This is a genomic window from Paenarthrobacter sp. TE3676 (genome assembly GCF_056279165.1).
Genome location: NZ_JBWBQU010000001.1, coordinates 564,866 through 581,748 on the forward strand (window position 1 = coordinate 564,866; position 16,883 = coordinate 581,748).

A 16,883-nucleotide genomic window follows, 5' to 3' on the forward strand; every position below is an offset into this window, starting at 1 on the left:
GCCTACCGCGGCCGGCGTGCGGCGTGTTCGCGCGCAAGGCGGGCGTAACCGTCGTCGGGCGTTCCCGGCACGAACGTTCCGAACTTGCGTTCGGCTGCCGTTCGGATCAGGAAGTCCGCAATGGCCGGATTCTTCGGCAGCAGTGAACCGTGCAGGTAGCTCGCTACGACGTTGTTGTAGCGGGCGCCTTCATGTCCGTCCTTGCTGTTGTTGCCGGCGCCTTTCGTGACAGTGCCGAGGGGCTCGACGCCGGGACCCAAAGTTGTCTGCCCGCTGTGGTTCTCGTAGCCCAGAATGTCGCCGAACTCGGCAGATTTCATGGTTACGTTGCCGATGAGTCGTTCGTCAGTACCGTGGGTTTCGACGTCAAGAATGCCGATGCCGGGAATGACGGGCCCGGTGCTGGTCTTGAAGAACTTGCCGAAAAGCTGGTACAGCCCACAAATCACCAACATGGGGGCGCCTTCATCCGCGAGCTGCTTCAACTGCGTGGCACGCGCCTGCAGGTCGTCCTGGATGACCAGTTGTCCACTGTCCTGCCCGCCTCCGCCCACAATAATGTCGACGTCGTCCGGGAACTCGTCACCCACGTTGTATTCGAGCAACTCGGGCGTATAACCGTGCCACTTGATCCGTTGCTTCAGTACCAGGGCGTTGCCCCAGTCGCCGTAGATGTTCATTTCCCGCGGGTAGAGCTGGAGGACGCGGATTGTTCCCTTGCTGGGCTGTGCGTCTGAGTGGGGCTGTGTTTCCGAGGTCATGAGACCACCTCAACTATGGTGATTTTGGCCAGTTCACGGCGAATGGCGAGCATGGAGGTGTAAGTGCAGAAGACGCGCTTGGGCTTGCCTCGCGAGCCGTCTATGAAAGTCCGCAGGGCAGCGGTGATGTCCGGTTCCACTGTTCCGAACGGCACATCGTCGTACTGGAGGCGGAGGGCCATGTCGTAGGCGCGGACGCCGGTGAGGACTTCCACGCCGTCTTCCCGCAGGGATTCGAACTCGACGTCCCAGAGCCAGGACATGTCCCTGCCGTCGGCGTAGTTGTCGTTGATGGCAATCATGGTGGCGTATCCGCCGGCGGGGAAGGACTTCAGTCCGAGTCGGAAACCGCTCGGGTTCTTCACAAGCACCAGCTCCAGGGGCTGGCCGTCCACCGTGAGGCTTTCGCCGCGGCCGAACGCGGGAGCAACTTCCCCCAGGGCCTTGACGAGTTTGGGCGTGTCCACCGGCCCGGTTCCCAGGATGGCGCGCGCCAGCGACAAAGCTGCCGCCGCATTGAAGATGTTGTAGACGCCACGCAGTTTCATCGATGTGGTGACGGTTTCGTCGTCGAACTCAAAGTCAGCGTCCTGGGCGCCCACCCGGCGGAGTACGACGTCGGCAGCCGGCAGTTCTACATCGTCACCGGTTTCCGCAGCAACAGAGGTGCCTGACGGGGATGGACCAATGCCTGTGGTGCGCATTTCGTCGTCGTTGGGGAAAGTGCTGCGCAACGATTCGTCGAGTCCGAAGTACCGGATTTCGGGGTGGTGAACAGCGTCTAGGGTGTTGAGGGCGGCGGCAATCCGGGCAACGCGCGGATCTTCCCGGTTGAGGACCACGGTGTCCGTTGTCTTGGAGGCGATGTGCTCCAGTAAGCGGGCGGTCTTGTCGATTTCTCCGAAGCGGTCCAGTTGGTCGCGCAGGACATTCAGCAGGAGGCTGAAGCGTGGCTCCACTTTGTTGACGAAGTGCACGGCGTGGGCTTCGTCGAGTTCCAGGATGGCGATGTCCGCATCGAGTCGTCCACGCCAATCCACATCGCCCAGGAGCGAAGCGGCCACACCTCGGGTGAAGTTGCTGCCGCTGCGGTTGGTGAAGACCTTTAAGCCCTGGCTTTCAAGGAGTTCCACCACCATTTTGGTGGTGGTGGTTTTACCGTTGGTACCACTGACCACGGCTACACCAAGGGGGAGCGACGCGAGCGTTCGCTGCATGAAGCCGGGGTCGATCTTCTCGACCACCAAGCCGGGAAAAGCTGAGCCTCCGCCCCGGAGCCGGGACAGTGTGCGGACCAGCTTGCCGAGGGGAACGCTGAAGGAAAGCATGCTCTGTAATATATCCCAGTCGGGGCATGGAACCCTGCCTGACGGCGGCGCCCGACGGCCGGACACAAGGTTACTGAGGGCTTGGACCACTATGATGGACCAATGACCAACCCCCTTTCCGACGCTTCGTCACGCGTGGGTGCAGGACTCCGAATAGGCGTGCTGGCTCTCCAGGGCGACTTCCGCGAGCATATCCACGCTGTTGAGGCCGCTGGAGCCACCGGCGTGGGTATTCGCCGCCCGTCAGAGCTCGACGACATCGACGGCCTGATTATCCCCGGCGGCGAGTCCACCACCATAGACAAGCTTTCCCGGATCTTCGAAGTCCGTGACCCCCTTCAAAAGCGCATCGCAGAGGGCCTTCCCGTCTACGGTTCCTGCGCCGGCATGATCCTGCTGGCCAATGAAATTGCAGACCCGGCCACGGACCTTGACGGAAATCCCCAGCAGACTTTCGGCGGTCTGGATATTACGGTCCGCCGCAACGCCTTCGGACGACAACGCGAATCCTTCGAAACCGACCTCGATTTCAAGGGCTTGGATTTCAGTGCCGGTGAATCCGGTGTGGATCCCGTTCACGCGGTATTCATCCGCGGCCCCTGGGTGGAACGTGTTGGTCCGGGCGTGGAAGTCCTTGCCCAGGTTGATCCCGACCACGCCAGCCACACGGCTACTTTGCATGGAGTGGCTAGAATTGTTGCAGTGCGTTCCGGCCAACTGCTGGCCACCTCCTTCCACCCGGAAGTGACGGGAGAGAAACGCGTGCATGAACTCTTTATTCGAATGATCAGAGGAGAAGCGTAAAGCATGTCAGGCCACTCCAAATGGGCGACCACCAAGCACAAGAAAGCCATCATTGACGGCAGGCGTGCAAAGTCGTTCGCGAAACTGATCAAGAACATCGAAGTTGCTGCCCGCATGGGTGGACCGGACCTTGCCGGCAACCCGGGCCTTGAGCTCGCAGTCACGAAGGCAAAGAAGACTTCGGTACCCAACGACAACATCGACCGCGCCATCAAGCGTGGTGCGGGCCTCACCGGTGAAGTGGTGGACTACACCGAGATCATGTACGAAGCCCGCGGTCCCCAGGGTTCGGCGTTGTTGATTGAATGTCTGACTGACAACAAGAACCGTGCCGCTTCCGAGGTGCGACTGGCGATTTCGCGCAACGGCGGGACCATCGCCGATCCCGGTTCCGTGAGCTACCTCTTCGCCCGCAAGGGTGTTGTTGTCCTGCCCAAGAACGGCCTTAGCGAAGACGACATCCTGATGGCTGTCCTTGATGCCGGAGCCGAGGAAGTCAAGGACAGCGGTGAAAACTGGGAAATCCACTCCGAGCCCTCCGATCTCCAGGCCATCCGTGACGCCTTGAAGGAAGCCGGCATCGACTACGAAACTGACGAAGCCGAATTCGTTCCGTCCATGCAGGTTGACTTGGACGTTGACGGCGCCAAGAAGTTCATGAAGCTCGTGGATGCGCTGGAAGACCTGGACGATGTCCAAAACGTGTACAGCAATGCGGACCTCAGCGAGGAAGTGCAGGCTGCCCTCGACGCCGAGTAATCGGGTGGGCGCAGCGCATCAATTTTGACAACCAGCAGGCTTAAAGCCATCAGGAAGGCCCGGACTTGACTCTTCGCGTATTGGGAGTCGATCCGGGCCTCACCCGTTGCGGCATCGGTGTGGTGGACATTGAGCGGAACCGCCGGGCAACCATGGTGGCCGTCGGAGTGGTGGGCACGTCCGCCGAGCTGACCTTGGACAAGCGTTTACTGGTCATCGCCCAGGCAATCGACGAATGGTTGGATCTGCACAAGCCGGATGTCGTCGCCGTCGAACGTGTTTTCTCGCAAATGAACGTGAGCACGGTGATGGGCGTAGCCCAGGCTTCGGGCGTCGTCATCGTGGCGGCAGCACGCCGGGGTATCCCGGTCGCCATGCATACACCCTCCGAGGTGAAAGCCGCAGTTACCGGCAGCGGCACTGCCAACAAGGACGCGGTCACCAAATTGGTGACCAAGATTCTGCGCCTGGATGCTCCACCCAAGCCGGCTGATGCTGCCGACGCCCTGGCCCTGGCCCTCACCCACGCGTGGCGCGCAGGCAGTGGCATGGGCTCAGCCGGTGGCGCCAACGGCAAGGCCGGACTCACTCCCGCGCAGAAAGCGTGGGCCGAAGCCGAAGCAAAAGCGCGCCGCAAACGGTGATTGTCGGCCGCTCTTGCTAGGGTATTCGTAGATATGTTCGGATAGTCCGCTTTGGCCGCAGTTTTCACGGTAACGGAGCAGGCAGTATTTCAGGAGCCGGGTCTTGATCAGTTTTCTCCGTGGAACCGTAGCCCACGTTGGTTTGTCCACCGCTGTTATCGACCTCAACGGTGCGGGAATGAGTGTCTTCGCCACACCGCAGACCTTGAGCCACCTCAAAACAGGAACCGAAGCCAAGCTCTTCACTTCCATGATCGTCCGTGAAGATTCACTCACGCTGTTCGGATTTGCCGACGACGACGAACGCGAAGTTTTCGACGTCCTGCTCAGCGTCAGCGGGGTTGGGCCCCGTTTGGCCTTGGCCGTCCTCGCCGTGCACGAACCGGAAGCCATCCGGGTGGCGGCTCACACTGGTGACAACAAGGCATTCACCAAGGTGCCGGGCATCGGCCCTAAGGTGGCCGGCCGTATTGTCCTCGAGCTGGCCGGGAAGTTGGTTCCGCATGGAACCGGCACTGGTGCTGCTCCCGCCGCGGCCCCGAACGCAGAATGGAAGCCGCAGGTAGTCGCAGCCATGACCAGTTTGGGATGGTCCGAGAAAGACGCCAACGGCAGTATCGACAAAGCGATGGCCGATTCGCCGGAACTCGTAGACGCAGGAAACGTGGCCCAAATACTTCGGGCTACGTTGCGCTGGCTTGGCCAGGACGGGGCTCGCGCCGGCAATCGTGTAGGCAGCCGTGGTTGAGCAGTCACTCGTCAGCGGGGGAGAGGAACCGGAAGAGAGGGTCATTGAGGCTGCTCTCCGCCCCAAGAACCTGCACGACTTCGTAGGACAGCATCGGGTCCGCAAGCAACTTGCCCTGGTGCTTGAGGCTTCGAAGATGCGTGGCCGCAGCGCCGACCACGTGCTGATGTCCGGACCTCCCGGACTCGGTAAGACCACACTTGCCATGATCATTGCAGCGGAGATGAACGCGCCGTTGCGGATCAGCAGCGGACCGGCCATCCAGCATGCCGGGGATCTCGCTGCCATCCTTTCCTCGCTCTCGGAGGGCGAGGTCCTGTTCCTTGACGAAATACACCGCATGTCCAGGCCTGCAGAAGAAATGCTGTACATGGCCATGGAGGACTTCCGCGTGGACATCGTGGTGGGCAAGGGAGCAGGCGCAACTGCAATTCCCCTGGAGCTTCCGCCTTTCACCCTGGTAGGTGCCACCACCCGCGCGGGACTCCTTCCGGGGCCCTTGAGGGACCGATTCGGTTTCACCGGGCACCTCGAGTTTTATTCGGTGGCCGAACTCGAACTCGTCCTCCGCCGTTCTGCCGGGCTTCTGGACCTGAAGGTAAACTCCGCGGGTTTCACCGAGATCGCCGGTCGGTCGCGAGGAACGCCGCGTATAGCCAACCGGCTGCTGCGCCGTGTCCGTGACTGGGCGCTTGTTCATGGCATCGAGCAAATCGATGCCCGTTCGGCGTCAGCTGCCTTGGATATGTACGAAGTAGACGAGCGTGGCTTGGACAGGCTGGACAGATCCGTTCTGGAAGCCCTCATAACCAAGTTCAACGGTGGCCCTGTTGGCTTGTCCACATTGGCCATTGCCGTCGGTGAAGAACCCGAAACGGTTGAGACCGTGGCTGAACCGTTCCTTGTACGCGAGGGACTTCTGGGACGTACTCCGCGGGGTCGAATCGCGATGGCGTCGGCTTGGACCCACCTCGGCTACGCCGTACCGGCCGGAGTCTTTGGTCAAGAGACCCTCGCCTTGTTCGGTGAGGACGAAAACCACGCCGAAAGCATAGATACGGTCGGTTAACACGCTCTGTTCAGCTTTTCCCACTAGACTGGTATGACGCTCGGCACGTTCGAGTCCTTGATCAATGCCCGCTATGCGGATCTGCCAGGGACGTTGCCGTGAACCAAAACGTAAGTACAGAACGGAACTTCCCTGTGGATCCAATGACCATATTGCTGTTCGTCATGCTTGGACTCTTTGTCTTCATGATGTTCCGCCGCAACAAGAAGACCCAGCAGCAGCAGGCTGAAATGCAGTCCAAGTTCGCTCCTGGTGTTGACGTCATGACCAGCTTCGGTCTCTTTGGCCGCATCGTGTCCATCGACGAAGCCGAGAACAAGGTTGTCATCGAACTTTCCCCGGGTAACCAGGCAACGGTTCACCGCCAGGCAGTCACCAAGGTGGTCGAATCCACCCCCGAGGAAGCACCGGTTGTCCCGGATGACGCTTCTTCCCTGACCGCCGCGGAGGCTGAGGCTCCTGCCGCCGTCGAGACACCGGACGAAACCATCGCGCGCCTCAACAAAGAGGACAAGAAGGACAACTAGCACCGTCAGTCGCGGCGACACCGCGCAAGGCAACTTCTACGGCAGCGGAGAGCCGCCGGCAGACGCTCACCAGCGTCGGCCGGCGGCTGTCCGGCGATAACAGGAAGATCGATAATGGCACGGACCGGCCCCAAAAACTCAGCCCGCAGGGTGCTGACCTGGCTTGGAGCAATTTTCGTTGTATTAACCGCTGTCCTTGCTGGCGGAGTGGTGACTGGCAATGCCAGTTGGGCTCCCAAGCTTGCTCTGGACCTTGAAGGCGGAACCCAGATGATCCTGGCACCCCGCGTGGAGGGTTCCAGCGAGATCAATGAGCAGCAACTCAACCAGGCAGTCGCCATCATCCGGCAGCGAGTGGATGGCTCCGGTGTTGCTGAAGCCGAAATCAGCACGCAGTCCGGCCGCAACGTGGTGGTCAGCCTTCCGGGAACACCATCGAAGGAAACCCGTGACCTGATCCAGGCTTCGGCCGACATGAACTTCCGTCCGGTCATCACCTATGGCGACCCGGCAGCTATACCGGCCGAGCAGCGCACTCCTGAGGACCAGCTGAACAAGCCGACGGCGGAGCCGGCCAACGCCAGTGATGTCAACTGGATCACCCCGGAAGTCCAGAAGGAATTTGAAGCGCTCGACTGTGTTAATCCGTCACCGGAAAAGCGCGACCGGTCGGATCCTGCCAAACCGCTGGTAACCTGCGAGGCGGCCACTGCGACGACTCCGGCAATCAAGTACATCCTCGGGCCCGTTGAGGTCAAGGGCCAGGACATCAGCGATTCCACCTTTACCCAGGTGCAGGGTGCCCAGGGCTCCGTGACGAATTCCTGGGGCGTCAACATTGTCTTCAACTCGGATGCAACGGCAAAGTTCAAAGCCGTAACCGAACGCCTCAACCAGTTCTATGCTGCAGCGCAGACCCAGGGTACTGACGATCCCAAGTCACAGTTCGCTATTGTCCTGGACGACAAGGTACTTTCAGCCCCGCGAGCCCTGGCTGTCATCACCGATGGCAAGCCGCAGATCACGGGTAACTTCACCCAGGCGTCAGCGAAGGCTTTGTCTGACCAGTTGCGCTACGGCGCGCTGCCCATCAGCTTCGAGATCCAATCACAAGAGCAGATTTCGGCCACCCTCGGTGGCGACCAACTTCGCCTCGGCTTGCTGGCAGGCATGATCGGTCTGTTGCTGGTGGTTGTGTACTCCCTGTTCCAGTACCGCGCTTTGGGCCTTGTCACCATCGCGTCCCTTGTGGTGGCTGGTGTGCTGACCTATCTCGCCATTGCCATCCTTGGGTGGACGGAAAACTACCGTCTCTCCCTGGCAGGTGTGGCGGGCCTGATCGTGGCCATTGGCCAGACTGCTGACTCGTTTATCGTCTACTTCGAACGCATCAGGGATGAGCTGCGCGAGGGCCGTGGCCTGGTGTCCGCCGTCGAGAATGGTTGGAAGCGGGCCAAGCGCACCGTACTGGCTTCCAAGGCCGTCAACCTCCTTGCCGCTCTGGTCCTCTATTTCGTAGCTGTCGGCAACGTACGTGGCTTTGCCTTCACCCTCGGCCTGACGGCCCTGGCTGACCTCCTGGTGGTGTTCATGTTTACGCACCCCATGCTGCAGGTCCTTGCCCGCACCAAGTTCTTTGGCGAAGGCCACCGTTTCTCAGGGCTTTCCCCGGACCGTCTCGGCGCAGTTCCCCTTTACCGGGGCGCGGGCCGCCTCCGTACGCCTGAGGAAAAGCCTGCCGTGGTTCGCGCACGCAACACCGGTGCGGCTGCCGAAGCCGAACGACGCATGACCATCGCCGAGAGGCGCCTTGCCGAGAAGGGCCAGCTCACTGGTACTTCCAACGGCACCAAGGAGGAGAAGTAATGACCACGAGCTTCGCAACCTTCGGCCACGAGCTATACACGGGCAAGCGCTCGTACAACTTCGTCAATTCCAAGAAAATCTGGTTCATCATTGCGGCGGTCGCCGTGGCACTCTCCATCCTGATTCCGGTGGTCAAGGGCGGTTTCAACCTTGGAATCGAATTCCGTGGCGGCTCCGAGTTCACTGTTTCAAATGTCAGCACCGCTGATGCAAGCCTGGGCGAAAAGGCCGTCCACGACATCGTGCCCGATGCCATTCCCCGCGTTGCCAACGTGGCAGGCAACACCATGCGGATCCAAACGGATCAGCTGACCGATGACGAGACGAACCGGATCAAGGATGGCCTCACCAGCGCCTACGGCGTGACGGAAAACGAAGTGACATCCAACTTCGTGGGCCCAACCTGGGGTCAGGATGTCACTCGCCAGGCCCTCATCGGTCTGGTGGTCTTCGTTGCCTTGGCCGCTGTCCTGATGGCGCTGTACTTCAGGACCTGGAAGATGTCCTTGTCGGCACTCGTCGGCATGCTGGTCACCATGTTCACCACGGCGGGCGTCTACGCCCTGAGCGACTTTGAAGTGACGCCTTCGGCCATCATCGGCTTCCTGACGGTCCTCAGCTACTCGTTGTATGACACCGTGGTGGTCTTCGACAAGATCCGTGAAAACACCTCGGACATCTCCACCTCCACCCGCCGCACGTTCAGTGAAGAGGTCAACCTCGCCGTCAACCAAACCTTGGTCCGCTCCATCAACACCATGATGGTGGCCGTCCTCCCGGTGGCGGCAATCCTCTTCATTGGTGCCGGGCTTCTGGGCGCGGGCACCCTTCGCGATCTTTCCCTGGCGTTGTTCGTGGGTATCCTCATTGGTACCGCGGCCACGATCTTCATTGCGGCACCGCTGTACGCGTGGCTCCGCCAGAGCGAGCCCGACCTCGTCAAGCAAGCCAAGAAGGTTGCCCACCGCAGGACTGAGGCCACAGTCTAGGGGTTTTCAGTACCGTTGTTTGGCCGGGAGCCGGCCTCCGCACGACTGCGGAGGCCGGCTCTTTGACTTGCCTGCGTCATCGTCATGTGCTGCCCGGTTGCAGAAGCATTCACCTGCGGGAATAGACTGGGAGAATTAAATCGGTTGTGAGGGGTACTTCTGTGGAAGAACGTGCGACGTCGGCACCACCGGCGGGCGGGGATGACGGCCGCGAGACTGTGGCAGTTCCGGCAACGAGTGTGCCCGGACGGACTGCAGCTGCGGTTCCGGTCGATGCTCCCGGCGCGCGTCCCACCTTCCCGGGACGGCGGGAGCGTACGCGTTCCCGGCTTGCCCGCCTGACGGGACGGGGAATCGCTCCGTACTCGCCGATCCTGGAGCCACTGCTGCGGACGGTCCGGGCGAACAATCCCAAAGAGGACTTCGACCTGATCCAGCGCGCCTTCGCAGTGGCAGAGCAGAGCCACCAGGGTCAGAAGCGCAAGAGCGGTGATCCGTACATCACCCATCCGGTGGCCGTGGCCACCATCCTGGCTGAACTCGGCATGACCGGGACTACTCTGGCAGCAGCGTTGCTCCACGACACAGTAGAGGACACCCCCTACACACTGGCTGACCTTACGCGGGACTTCGGACCCGAAGTTGCCATGTTGGTGGATGGCGTCACCAAGCTGGATAAAGTCAGTTTTGGCGAGGCTGCGCAGTCGGAAACCGTTCGCAAGATGGTGGTCGCGATGGCCAAGGACATCCGTGTCCTGATGATCAAGCTTGCAGACCGCCTCCACAATGCGCGCACTTGGCGGTTCGTTTCCGCGGAGTCTTCATCGCGCAAAGCCCGTGAAACCCTGGAGATCTTCGCACCCCTGGCTCATCGCCTCGGTATGAACACCATCAAGTGGGAACTGGAAGATCTCTCCTTCGCTGCGCTGTATCCCAAGGTGTACGAGGAAATCGTGCGCATGGTGGGCGACCGCACACCGGAGCGGGAAAAGAGCCTCAGCGTCATCCGCAACCAGATAGCGGATGACCTTCGAACGGCACGAATCAAAGCGACCATCACTGGCCGGCCCAAGCACTACTACTCGATTTATCAGAAGATGATCGTCCGGGACAAAGACTTCGACGACATCAACGACCTCATGGGCGTGCGTGTCCTGGTTGATTCGGTTCGTGATTGCTACGCCGCCTTGGGGACGCTGCATTCGCGGTGGAACCCCCTCCCGGGCCGGTTCAAGGACTACATCGCGATGCCCAAGTTCAACATGTACCAATCACTGCATACAACGGTGATTGGCCCGGGCGGCAAGCCTGTGGAGATCCAGATCCGCACCCACGAGATGCACCGCCGTGCCGAATACGGTGTGGCAGCCCACTGGAAGTACAAGGACCAGCCCAACCGCACCGCGCAAGGCCCGGGCAGCCCTCGTGACGGTGACATGGGCTGGCTGCGGTCGCTGGTGGACTGGCAGCAGGAGACGTCGGATCCGGGAGAATTCCTGGATTCACTCCGCTACGAGATCAACGCCCGGGAAGTATTTGTTTTCACTCCAAAGGGTGAGGTCATGGCCCTTCCGGCCGGATCAACCCCTGTGGACTTCGCGTACGCCGTGCACACCGAGGTGGGCCACCGAACCATTGGTGCCCGCGTCAATGGCAAATTGGTTCCGCTCAACAGCGAGCTGAACCATGGCGACTGGGTAGAGATCTTCACCTCCAAGGCGGAAGGCGCCGGGCCCAGCCAGGACTGGCAGCATTTCGTCAAGTCGGCGCGGGCACGCAATAAGATCCGCCAATGGTTCACCAAGGAACGCCGCGAAGAAGCCATTGAACGCGGCAAGGACATGCTGACGCGGGCGATGCGGAAGCAGAACCTGCCCTTGCAACGCCTGATGACGCACGACGCTTTGTCCGCGGTGGCGGAGGACTTCCACTATGTAGACATCTCCGGGCTGTATGCGGGCGTTGGCGACGGGCACACCTCGGCCCAGTCCGTCATGGAAAAGCTCGTGGAGCACTTGGGTGGTCATGAAACACCCGACGAAGACCTCGATGAAGTCAGTATTCCTACCCAGGTTGCGAAGTCGAAGTTCTCGGATTCGGGCGTCATCGTGCGCGGCGTCGGTGATGTGTGGGTCAAGCTGGCCCGGTGTTGCACCCCGGTACCACCGGACCCCATCCTGGGCTTCGTCACGCGTGGATCAGGAGTTTCTGTCCACCGGACTGACTGCACCAATGTCTCGGGTCTTCGTGACCAGCCGGACAGAATTGTTGAAGTTGAGTGGGCACCCACCCAGTCGAGCGTGTTCCTGGTGGAGATTCAGGTGGAAGCTTTGGACAGGAAGTCCCTGCTGTCCGACGTGACCCGTATCTTGTCCGAGAACCACGTGAACATCCTGGCCGCGTCGGTTCATACGTCGAGTGACAGGGTGGCGATCTCGAAGTTTGCCTTCGAAATGGGCGATCCGAAGTACCTGCATCACGTCTTGAACGCGGTTCGCCGCATTGATGGCGTTTTTGACGTGTATCGCACTACGGGAAACCGCCGTCGCAGCTAGCCCGGATCTGAGGAAGCCAGCTGGCCCAGTGTTGCCAAGGCACGCTTCTTATGTGGCACTCGGGGAGCCGTCTCGACGGCCAGGGTGAGCAGCCGCAGCCTGATGCCAAGCTCCTCGCGTTCAAGAAGGCGCTTCAACGCCGGCAGCGCGCGATCGGGCTCGACATGGAGGGCGATGTCCGCCGCGGTACGTAGTGGGCTGCTGACCAGCATTCCTCCGAGACTGACCACGTCCATCTGACCCAGCCGAACCTCATGGAGACTACATTGTGTGGTTCCCCGCAGGCTGGATATGCGATGTTTTGCATCGACCAGTAGTGACAGGTGCTCGGGCGGATTGGCGCAACCGTAGATCCATGCTGCCGTTAGCCGGCCGGCCACAACCTTGGTTCGGATTCTTTCCGGGACTGTGAGCGCCGCTGCACGGGCTCTGAGGCGGTGAGTGACAGCAACACCAGGGGAGGCGTAACTCTTCCCGTACAGGGGCAGCAGGATGCCATCGAACGCCATACTTTGCAGTTCGTTCCACGTAAAGATTCGGCTGGGGGAGTAGAGCTCGGAGATGACCGGCTCCAGTAGATGCGGGGCGTTGACAGCGGGGACCATTCATCGATCATTCCGTGCGGCCACCCTACGAGTACAGGCTCCGTCCCGGTTATGTGGATAACCGGAACGGAGCCTGTAGGAAAGATCTTGGCCCGGAGTCCTCTAGGCGAGGTCGCTTGCCGAGCGCTGGATCTGGTCAAGCCATGCCTGGCGAGCTTCCAGAGCCTCTCGGGCGGCCTTGATACGGCGCTGGTCGCCGGCCTTCTCGGCCTTCTCCAGATCGTCCTTGAGGCCTGCAATAGCCGATTCAAGCTGTGACAAGGCGCTGTTGGTGCGGGCCTTGGTTTCCGGGTTGCTCCGGCGCCACTTGTCTTCCTCGGCTTCACGGACCGCATCTTCGACCTTGCGAAGCCCGGCCTCAATCCGACCCATGTCGGCGCGGGGAACCTTGCCGGCATCTTCCCAACGGTCCCTGATGGACTGTAGGGCCTTCTTGGCGGCGTTGAGATCGTTGATGGGCAGGAGCGCCTGCGCCTCAGCCACCAACTGTTCCTTGACGGCCAGGTTCGCAGTGTATTCCTGGTCGATTTGCTCGTTGGCGGCCTGGCGGTTGCTGAAGAAGACGTCCTGGGCGGCGCGGAACCGGCCCCAGAGAGCGTCATCGTCCTTGCGGCTTGCACGCGGAGTGGTCTTCCACTGGTCCATCAGCCTGCGGTACTCGCCGGCCGCGAATCCCCAGTCGGTAGACGTGGAAAGCGCCTCGGCCTCCGCGATCAAGGCCTCCTTGGCTGACTTTGCAGCGGAGTTGTTGCTGTCAAGCTGCGAGAAGTATGCGCGGCGGTGACGATCAAATACAGTGCGTGCCGAGCGGAAGCGCTTCCACAGTGCGTCTTCGTTACTGCGGCCAAGCCTGACCCCGCTCTTCTGTGCGGCCTTCCACGTTTCAAACAACTCGTTCATGCGTGCGCTTGAAGTCTTCCACTGAATCTGCGCAGGGTCCTGGCCGGCAATGGTCTCAGCTTCAGCAACAATTGCTTCGCGCGCTGCGAGTTCGTTGGCGCGCACCGCCTCGTGGGCAGCCTTCTCGGACTTCTCGAGTTCTACGATCTGGGCTGACAGGGCGTCCAAGCGGGCCTCAGCAGCACGGATGTCACCCACCATGTTGCGTTCCGCGAGTTGCTCGCGCAAATGAGTAACCGTCTTCTGCATGTCCGTGGCAGGAGCCTTGGACTCCACACGGTGTTCCAGGAGAACCACCTGCGCGATGATGTCGTCGAACTTACGGGCAAAGTAGCCAAGTGCTTCGTCGGCGCTGACACCCGGGTACTGACCGACAGGGATTTCCTCACCATCCAGCGTCAGGAAGACGTGGCCATCACCTTCAGCCCGTCCCCATTTGGCTGCCTCGGCCAGTGAGGCAGCGGAGACCGCGGGGGCGGCAGGTACGACGGCGGCAGGAGCCTTGGGCCGGGCCGCGAAGGCCGCGGGGGACGGCGCCGCGGAAGGCGTCGGTCGTGGAGCGGCAGGGGCTGCGGGTTCTGCGACCGGCGCCTCTTCCGGTGTTTCCGCGGCAGCCGGAGCAGTTTCCGCGGCTGGGGCGGCCTCCACCGGAGCTGATTCGGCAGCCGGAGTTGCTTCGTTGGCTGGAGTGGGCTCCGCCGGAGCTGGTGCCTCGGTACCGTTGGTGCCGGTTGCCTCGACTGTGTCTTGGTTGGCCACTACTGCTGTTTCGTCGGATTTCTGACTGTCTGTCACCGCTAAAAGTCTTTCGCTTGGAGGGAACTGCTCAGGTAATGCACCGCAGGCCGGGCCTGGAGCTGGTTACTTCAGAGAAAACGAGTCTATCGTGACAGGTGCCACAGGGGCGCCGTCGGTGGCGTTTTCACCGGGCTTAAGGCCTGCTGCGGCGATCTTGGTGACCACGTCCAGGCCGCTGGTGACCTTGCCGACCACGGTGTATCCGCCTGCAGTATCCGCCGGAATGGTGGTGTCCTTGTAGACGATGAAGAATTGGTGTCCGTTTCCATAGGCATCGTTGCCGGTGCGGGCAACGGCAATCGTCCCTGCAGGGTACTTGTTGTCTGCGGGGGTATTTTCCAGTGGCCCCCACCGATAATTTGCGTCGTCTGCGCCGTCTTCGGATTTGGCTCCGCATTGGAGGAGGCCAAACGTTTCGGACGTTGTCAGCCGGTGGCAGAACGCTCCGTTGTAGTAGCTGGCGTCGCTCAGGGACTTGAACACGGCAGCAGCTTGCGGAGCTGCGGTTCCGTTGAGTTCCAAGCCGACAACACCGCTGTTCAATGCCAGCTCGCCGGTGAAGGTCTTTCCGGCAGCCGTGTCCGGGCTGGGAATGTCGGCACTGTTGGAAGCGGACGGGGAAGCGGAGGGCGAAGTGAGCCCAGCCTCCGCGGCGGCGAACTCTGCCTCGGTGGGGTTGGAACTGAAGACGGTCAGTTGCAGCACTACGGCCAGAACCACTGCAACGCCAGCTGCACTCACGGCGATGGTGTTGTCGCGTTTGCGTCGTTTGCCCTGTTCCTGCCGCAGGGCACGCTTCGCTTCCATCTGCCTGATGCGCCGTTTCGCTTCGCGGTCATCCCGCGACCTTGTTGCCAAGAGTCCTCCTGATTGTGTCCACTTTCGATGGCTGCCGACAGGAACCGGGCATGCTGCATTAGATGTGCACGCGCGGAAAGCATAAACTGGCTGCCGCACATAGTTTATGCATGACCGGCTGGACGCCCGCCCTGTAAACGCCGAAAGGGCGTTTAAAGCTGCGGTGCAAAGCCAGTTTCAGCTTTCTTCGAGGAGACTTTTCCACCATGGCACGTACCGCCTCCCTGTCCGGATTCCCCGAGTGGCTTCCCCAGGAGCGGTTGGTGGAGCTCCATGTGCTGGATACGCTCCGGAAGACGTTTGAACTACACGGTTTTTCTTCCATTGAGACCCGCGCTGTTGAGACCGTGGGCCAGTTGCTTCGCAAAGGCGAGATCGACAAAGAGGTCTATGGCCTGAGCAGGCTCCAGGACGATGAGGGTGAGGCTGCGAAGCAGACCCAACCCGACAAGGCTGACCCGAACGCCTTGGCCCTCCACTTCGACCTGACCGTTCCCTTTGCCCGCTACGTGGTGGAGAACGCCGGGTACCTGGCATTTCCCTTCCGCCGGTACCAGATCCAGAAGGTCTGGCGGGGCGAGCGGCCGCAGGAAGGCCGGGCACGCGAGTTCACCCAGGCAGACATCGATGTTGTGGGCGACGGCGAACTGCCGTTCCGCTACGACGTCGAAATCGCGCTGGTCATCGCTGAGGCCCTTAGCGCCCTGCCGATCCCGGACTTCAGGCTCCGGATCAACAACCGCAAGCTGGCCGAAGGCTTCTATCGCGGCATTGGGTTGACGGACACGGCCGGTGTACTGCGTAGCATCGACAAACTGGAAAAGATCGGTGCCGCGAAGGTGGCGGAGCTGTTGAAGAGCGAGCTTGGTGCTACTGATGAACAGGCCGGTCTTGCCCTCGAATTGGCCACGATCCGTACGGAGGACACCTCATTCGTGGACAAGGTCCGCGCGCTGGGAGTGAAAGACGATCTCCTTGAAGAGGGCCTCAATGAACTTGAGCAGGTCATCCAGGCGGCAGTCCAGCGCGCTCCCGGCAAGGTAGTGGCAGACCTCAGCATCGCCCGCGGCCTGGATTACTACACGGGGACTGTGGTTGAGACGGTGCTTGTGGGCCACGAGCAGCTGGGTTCAATTTGCTCCGGAGGCCGCTATGACGCACTTGCCAGCAAGGGCAACCGCAAGTTCCCCGGCGTCGGACTTTCCATCGGCGTGACGCGGCTTGTTTCCCGTATCCTCAGCCAGGAACTGGCCACAGCGTCGCGTTCTGTGCCCACGGCGGTACTGGTCGCCCTGAACTCGGACGACAGCTGGTCAGCTGCGCAGGACATTGCGGCCCAGTTGCGGGGCCGGGGGATTGCCACGGAAGTGGCAGCCAAGGCCGAGAAGTTCGGAAAGCAAATTAAGTTCGCTGATCGCCGGGGCATCCCTTTTGTGTGGTTCACCGACGACGACGGCAGCCACCAGGTCAAGGACATCCGTTCCGGGGAACAGGTTGACGCCGACCCCGCCAGCTGGACGCCCTCTGAAGAGGATTTGTACGTCCGCGTTACCACCGCGGGCTAGGCAACATCCATTGTTCCGTCCTCGTGGCATGAGCTGTGGCGGGGGCGGGTAAACTCGGACGGGATCGTCTTTGCAACGATCCCCCTATATTTCATGCTGAAAGGAAT

General features: G+C 61.1%; 15 protein-coding genes. 10 read left to right on the forward strand and 5 right to left on the reverse strand.

Features of this window, described 5'->3' with window-relative positions:
• Positions 1-2: 2 nt before the first annotated feature.
• Together ACZ881_RS02780 and ACZ881_RS02785 are read right to left on the reverse strand one after the other, a co-directional pair.
• On the reverse strand, positions 3-761 hold the full coding sequence (locus tag ACZ881_RS02780) for a type 1 glutamine amidotransferase (RefSeq protein ID WP_476112389.1): 759 nt from the start codon (positions 759-761) through the stop codon (positions 3-5).
• Entirely contained in the window at positions 758-2,089 is a 1,332-nt protein-coding gene (locus ACZ881_RS02785; RefSeq protein WP_091467856.1) for a Mur ligase family protein, read from the reverse strand. The genes ACZ881_RS02780 and ACZ881_RS02785 overlap by 4 nt, the downstream gene beginning before the upstream one ends.
• Positions 2,090-2,191: 102 nt before the next feature.
• On the opposite strand from ACZ881_RS02785, the gene pdxT reads away from it, so the two are divergent.
• The 9 genes from pdxT to ACZ881_RS02830 all read left to right on the forward strand — a co-directional run bounded on the left by pdxT (position 2,192) and on the right by ACZ881_RS02830 (position 12,050).
• The gene (gene pdxT / locus ACZ881_RS02790; protein WP_091467855.1) at positions 2,192-2,893 is read left to right on the forward strand and encodes a pyridoxal 5'-phosphate synthase glutaminase subunit PdxT; all 702 of its coding nucleotides are present in this window, start codon (positions 2,192-2,194) and stop codon (positions 2,891-2,893) included.
• Between the two features lie 3 nt (positions 2,894-2,896).
• A complete protein-coding gene (locus ACZ881_RS02795) occupies positions 2,897-3,652 on the forward strand; it encodes a YebC/PmpR family DNA-binding transcriptional regulator (protein WP_091467853.1) in 756 nt (251 codons plus the stop codon).
• Between the two features lie 65 nt (positions 3,653-3,717).
• Positions 3,718-4,296, forward strand: coding sequence for a crossover junction endodeoxyribonuclease RuvC (gene ruvC, locus ACZ881_RS02800; protein WP_054809251.1), 579 nt, complete (start codon positions 3,718-3,720; stop codon positions 4,294-4,296).
• Between the two features lie 103 nt (positions 4,297-4,399).
• Entirely contained in the window at positions 4,400-5,044 is a 645-nt protein-coding gene (ruvA, locus tag ACZ881_RS02805; protein ID WP_476112392.1) for a Holliday junction branch migration protein RuvA, read from the forward strand.
• The gene (gene ruvB, locus ACZ881_RS02810; protein ID WP_178992609.1) at positions 5,037-6,113 is read left to right on the forward strand and encodes a Holliday junction branch migration DNA helicase RuvB; all 1,077 of its coding nucleotides are present in this window, start codon (positions 5,037-5,039) and stop codon (positions 6,111-6,113) included. Before ruvA ends, ruvB begins: the two co-directional genes overlap by 8 nt.
• A gap of 143 nt (positions 6,114-6,256) precedes the next feature.
• On the forward strand, positions 6,257-6,640 hold the full coding sequence (yajC, locus tag ACZ881_RS02815; protein WP_178992670.1) for a preprotein translocase subunit YajC: 384 nt from the start codon (positions 6,257-6,259) through the stop codon (positions 6,638-6,640).
• A gap of 114 nt (positions 6,641-6,754) precedes the next feature.
• Positions 6,755-8,506, forward strand: coding sequence for a protein translocase subunit SecD (secD, locus tag ACZ881_RS02820; protein ID WP_476112394.1), 1,752 nt, complete (start codon positions 6,755-6,757; stop codon positions 8,504-8,506).
• On the forward strand, positions 8,506-9,495 hold the full coding sequence (secF, locus tag ACZ881_RS02825) for a protein translocase subunit SecF (protein WP_476112396.1): 990 nt from the start codon (positions 8,506-8,508) through the stop codon (positions 9,493-9,495). The genes secD and secF overlap by 1 nt, the downstream gene beginning before the upstream one ends.
• A 161-nt stretch (positions 9,496-9,656) precedes the next feature.
• Positions 9,657-12,050 (forward strand): RelA/SpoT family protein, encoded by a 2,394-nt coding sequence (locus ACZ881_RS02830; RefSeq protein WP_445931459.1) that lies wholly within the window; start codon positions 9,657-9,659, stop codon positions 12,048-12,050.
• Here the strand turns inward: ACZ881_RS02830 and ACZ881_RS02835 are convergent.
• From ACZ881_RS02835 to ACZ881_RS02845, 3 genes are all read right to left on the reverse strand, one after another.
• The gene (locus ACZ881_RS02835; RefSeq protein WP_179016515.1) at positions 12,047-12,655 is read right to left on the reverse strand and encodes a hypothetical protein; all 609 of its coding nucleotides are present in this window, start codon (positions 12,653-12,655) and stop codon (positions 12,047-12,049) included. The genes ACZ881_RS02830 and ACZ881_RS02835 overlap by 4 nt on opposite strands.
• Before the next feature lie 102 nt (positions 12,656-12,757).
• A complete protein-coding gene (locus tag ACZ881_RS02840) occupies positions 12,758-14,350 on the reverse strand; it encodes a DUF349 domain-containing protein (RefSeq protein ID WP_476112398.1) in 1,593 nt (530 codons plus the stop codon).
• Positions 14,351-14,416: 66 nt separating this feature from the next.
• The gene (locus tag ACZ881_RS02845; RefSeq protein ID WP_476112400.1) at positions 14,417-15,211 is read right to left on the reverse strand and encodes a peptidylprolyl isomerase; all 795 of its coding nucleotides are present in this window, start codon (positions 15,209-15,211) and stop codon (positions 14,417-14,419) included.
• 206 nt (positions 15,212-15,417) lie between these two features.
• Here ACZ881_RS02845 and hisS point away from each other — a divergent pair, with 206 nt between their 5' ends.
• Complete coding sequence (hisS, locus tag ACZ881_RS02850; RefSeq protein ID WP_476112402.1) at positions 15,418-16,776, forward strand: histidine--tRNA ligase; 1,359 nt, start codon at positions 15,418-15,420, stop codon at positions 16,774-16,776.
• Positions 16,777-16,883: the final 107 nt, after the last annotated feature.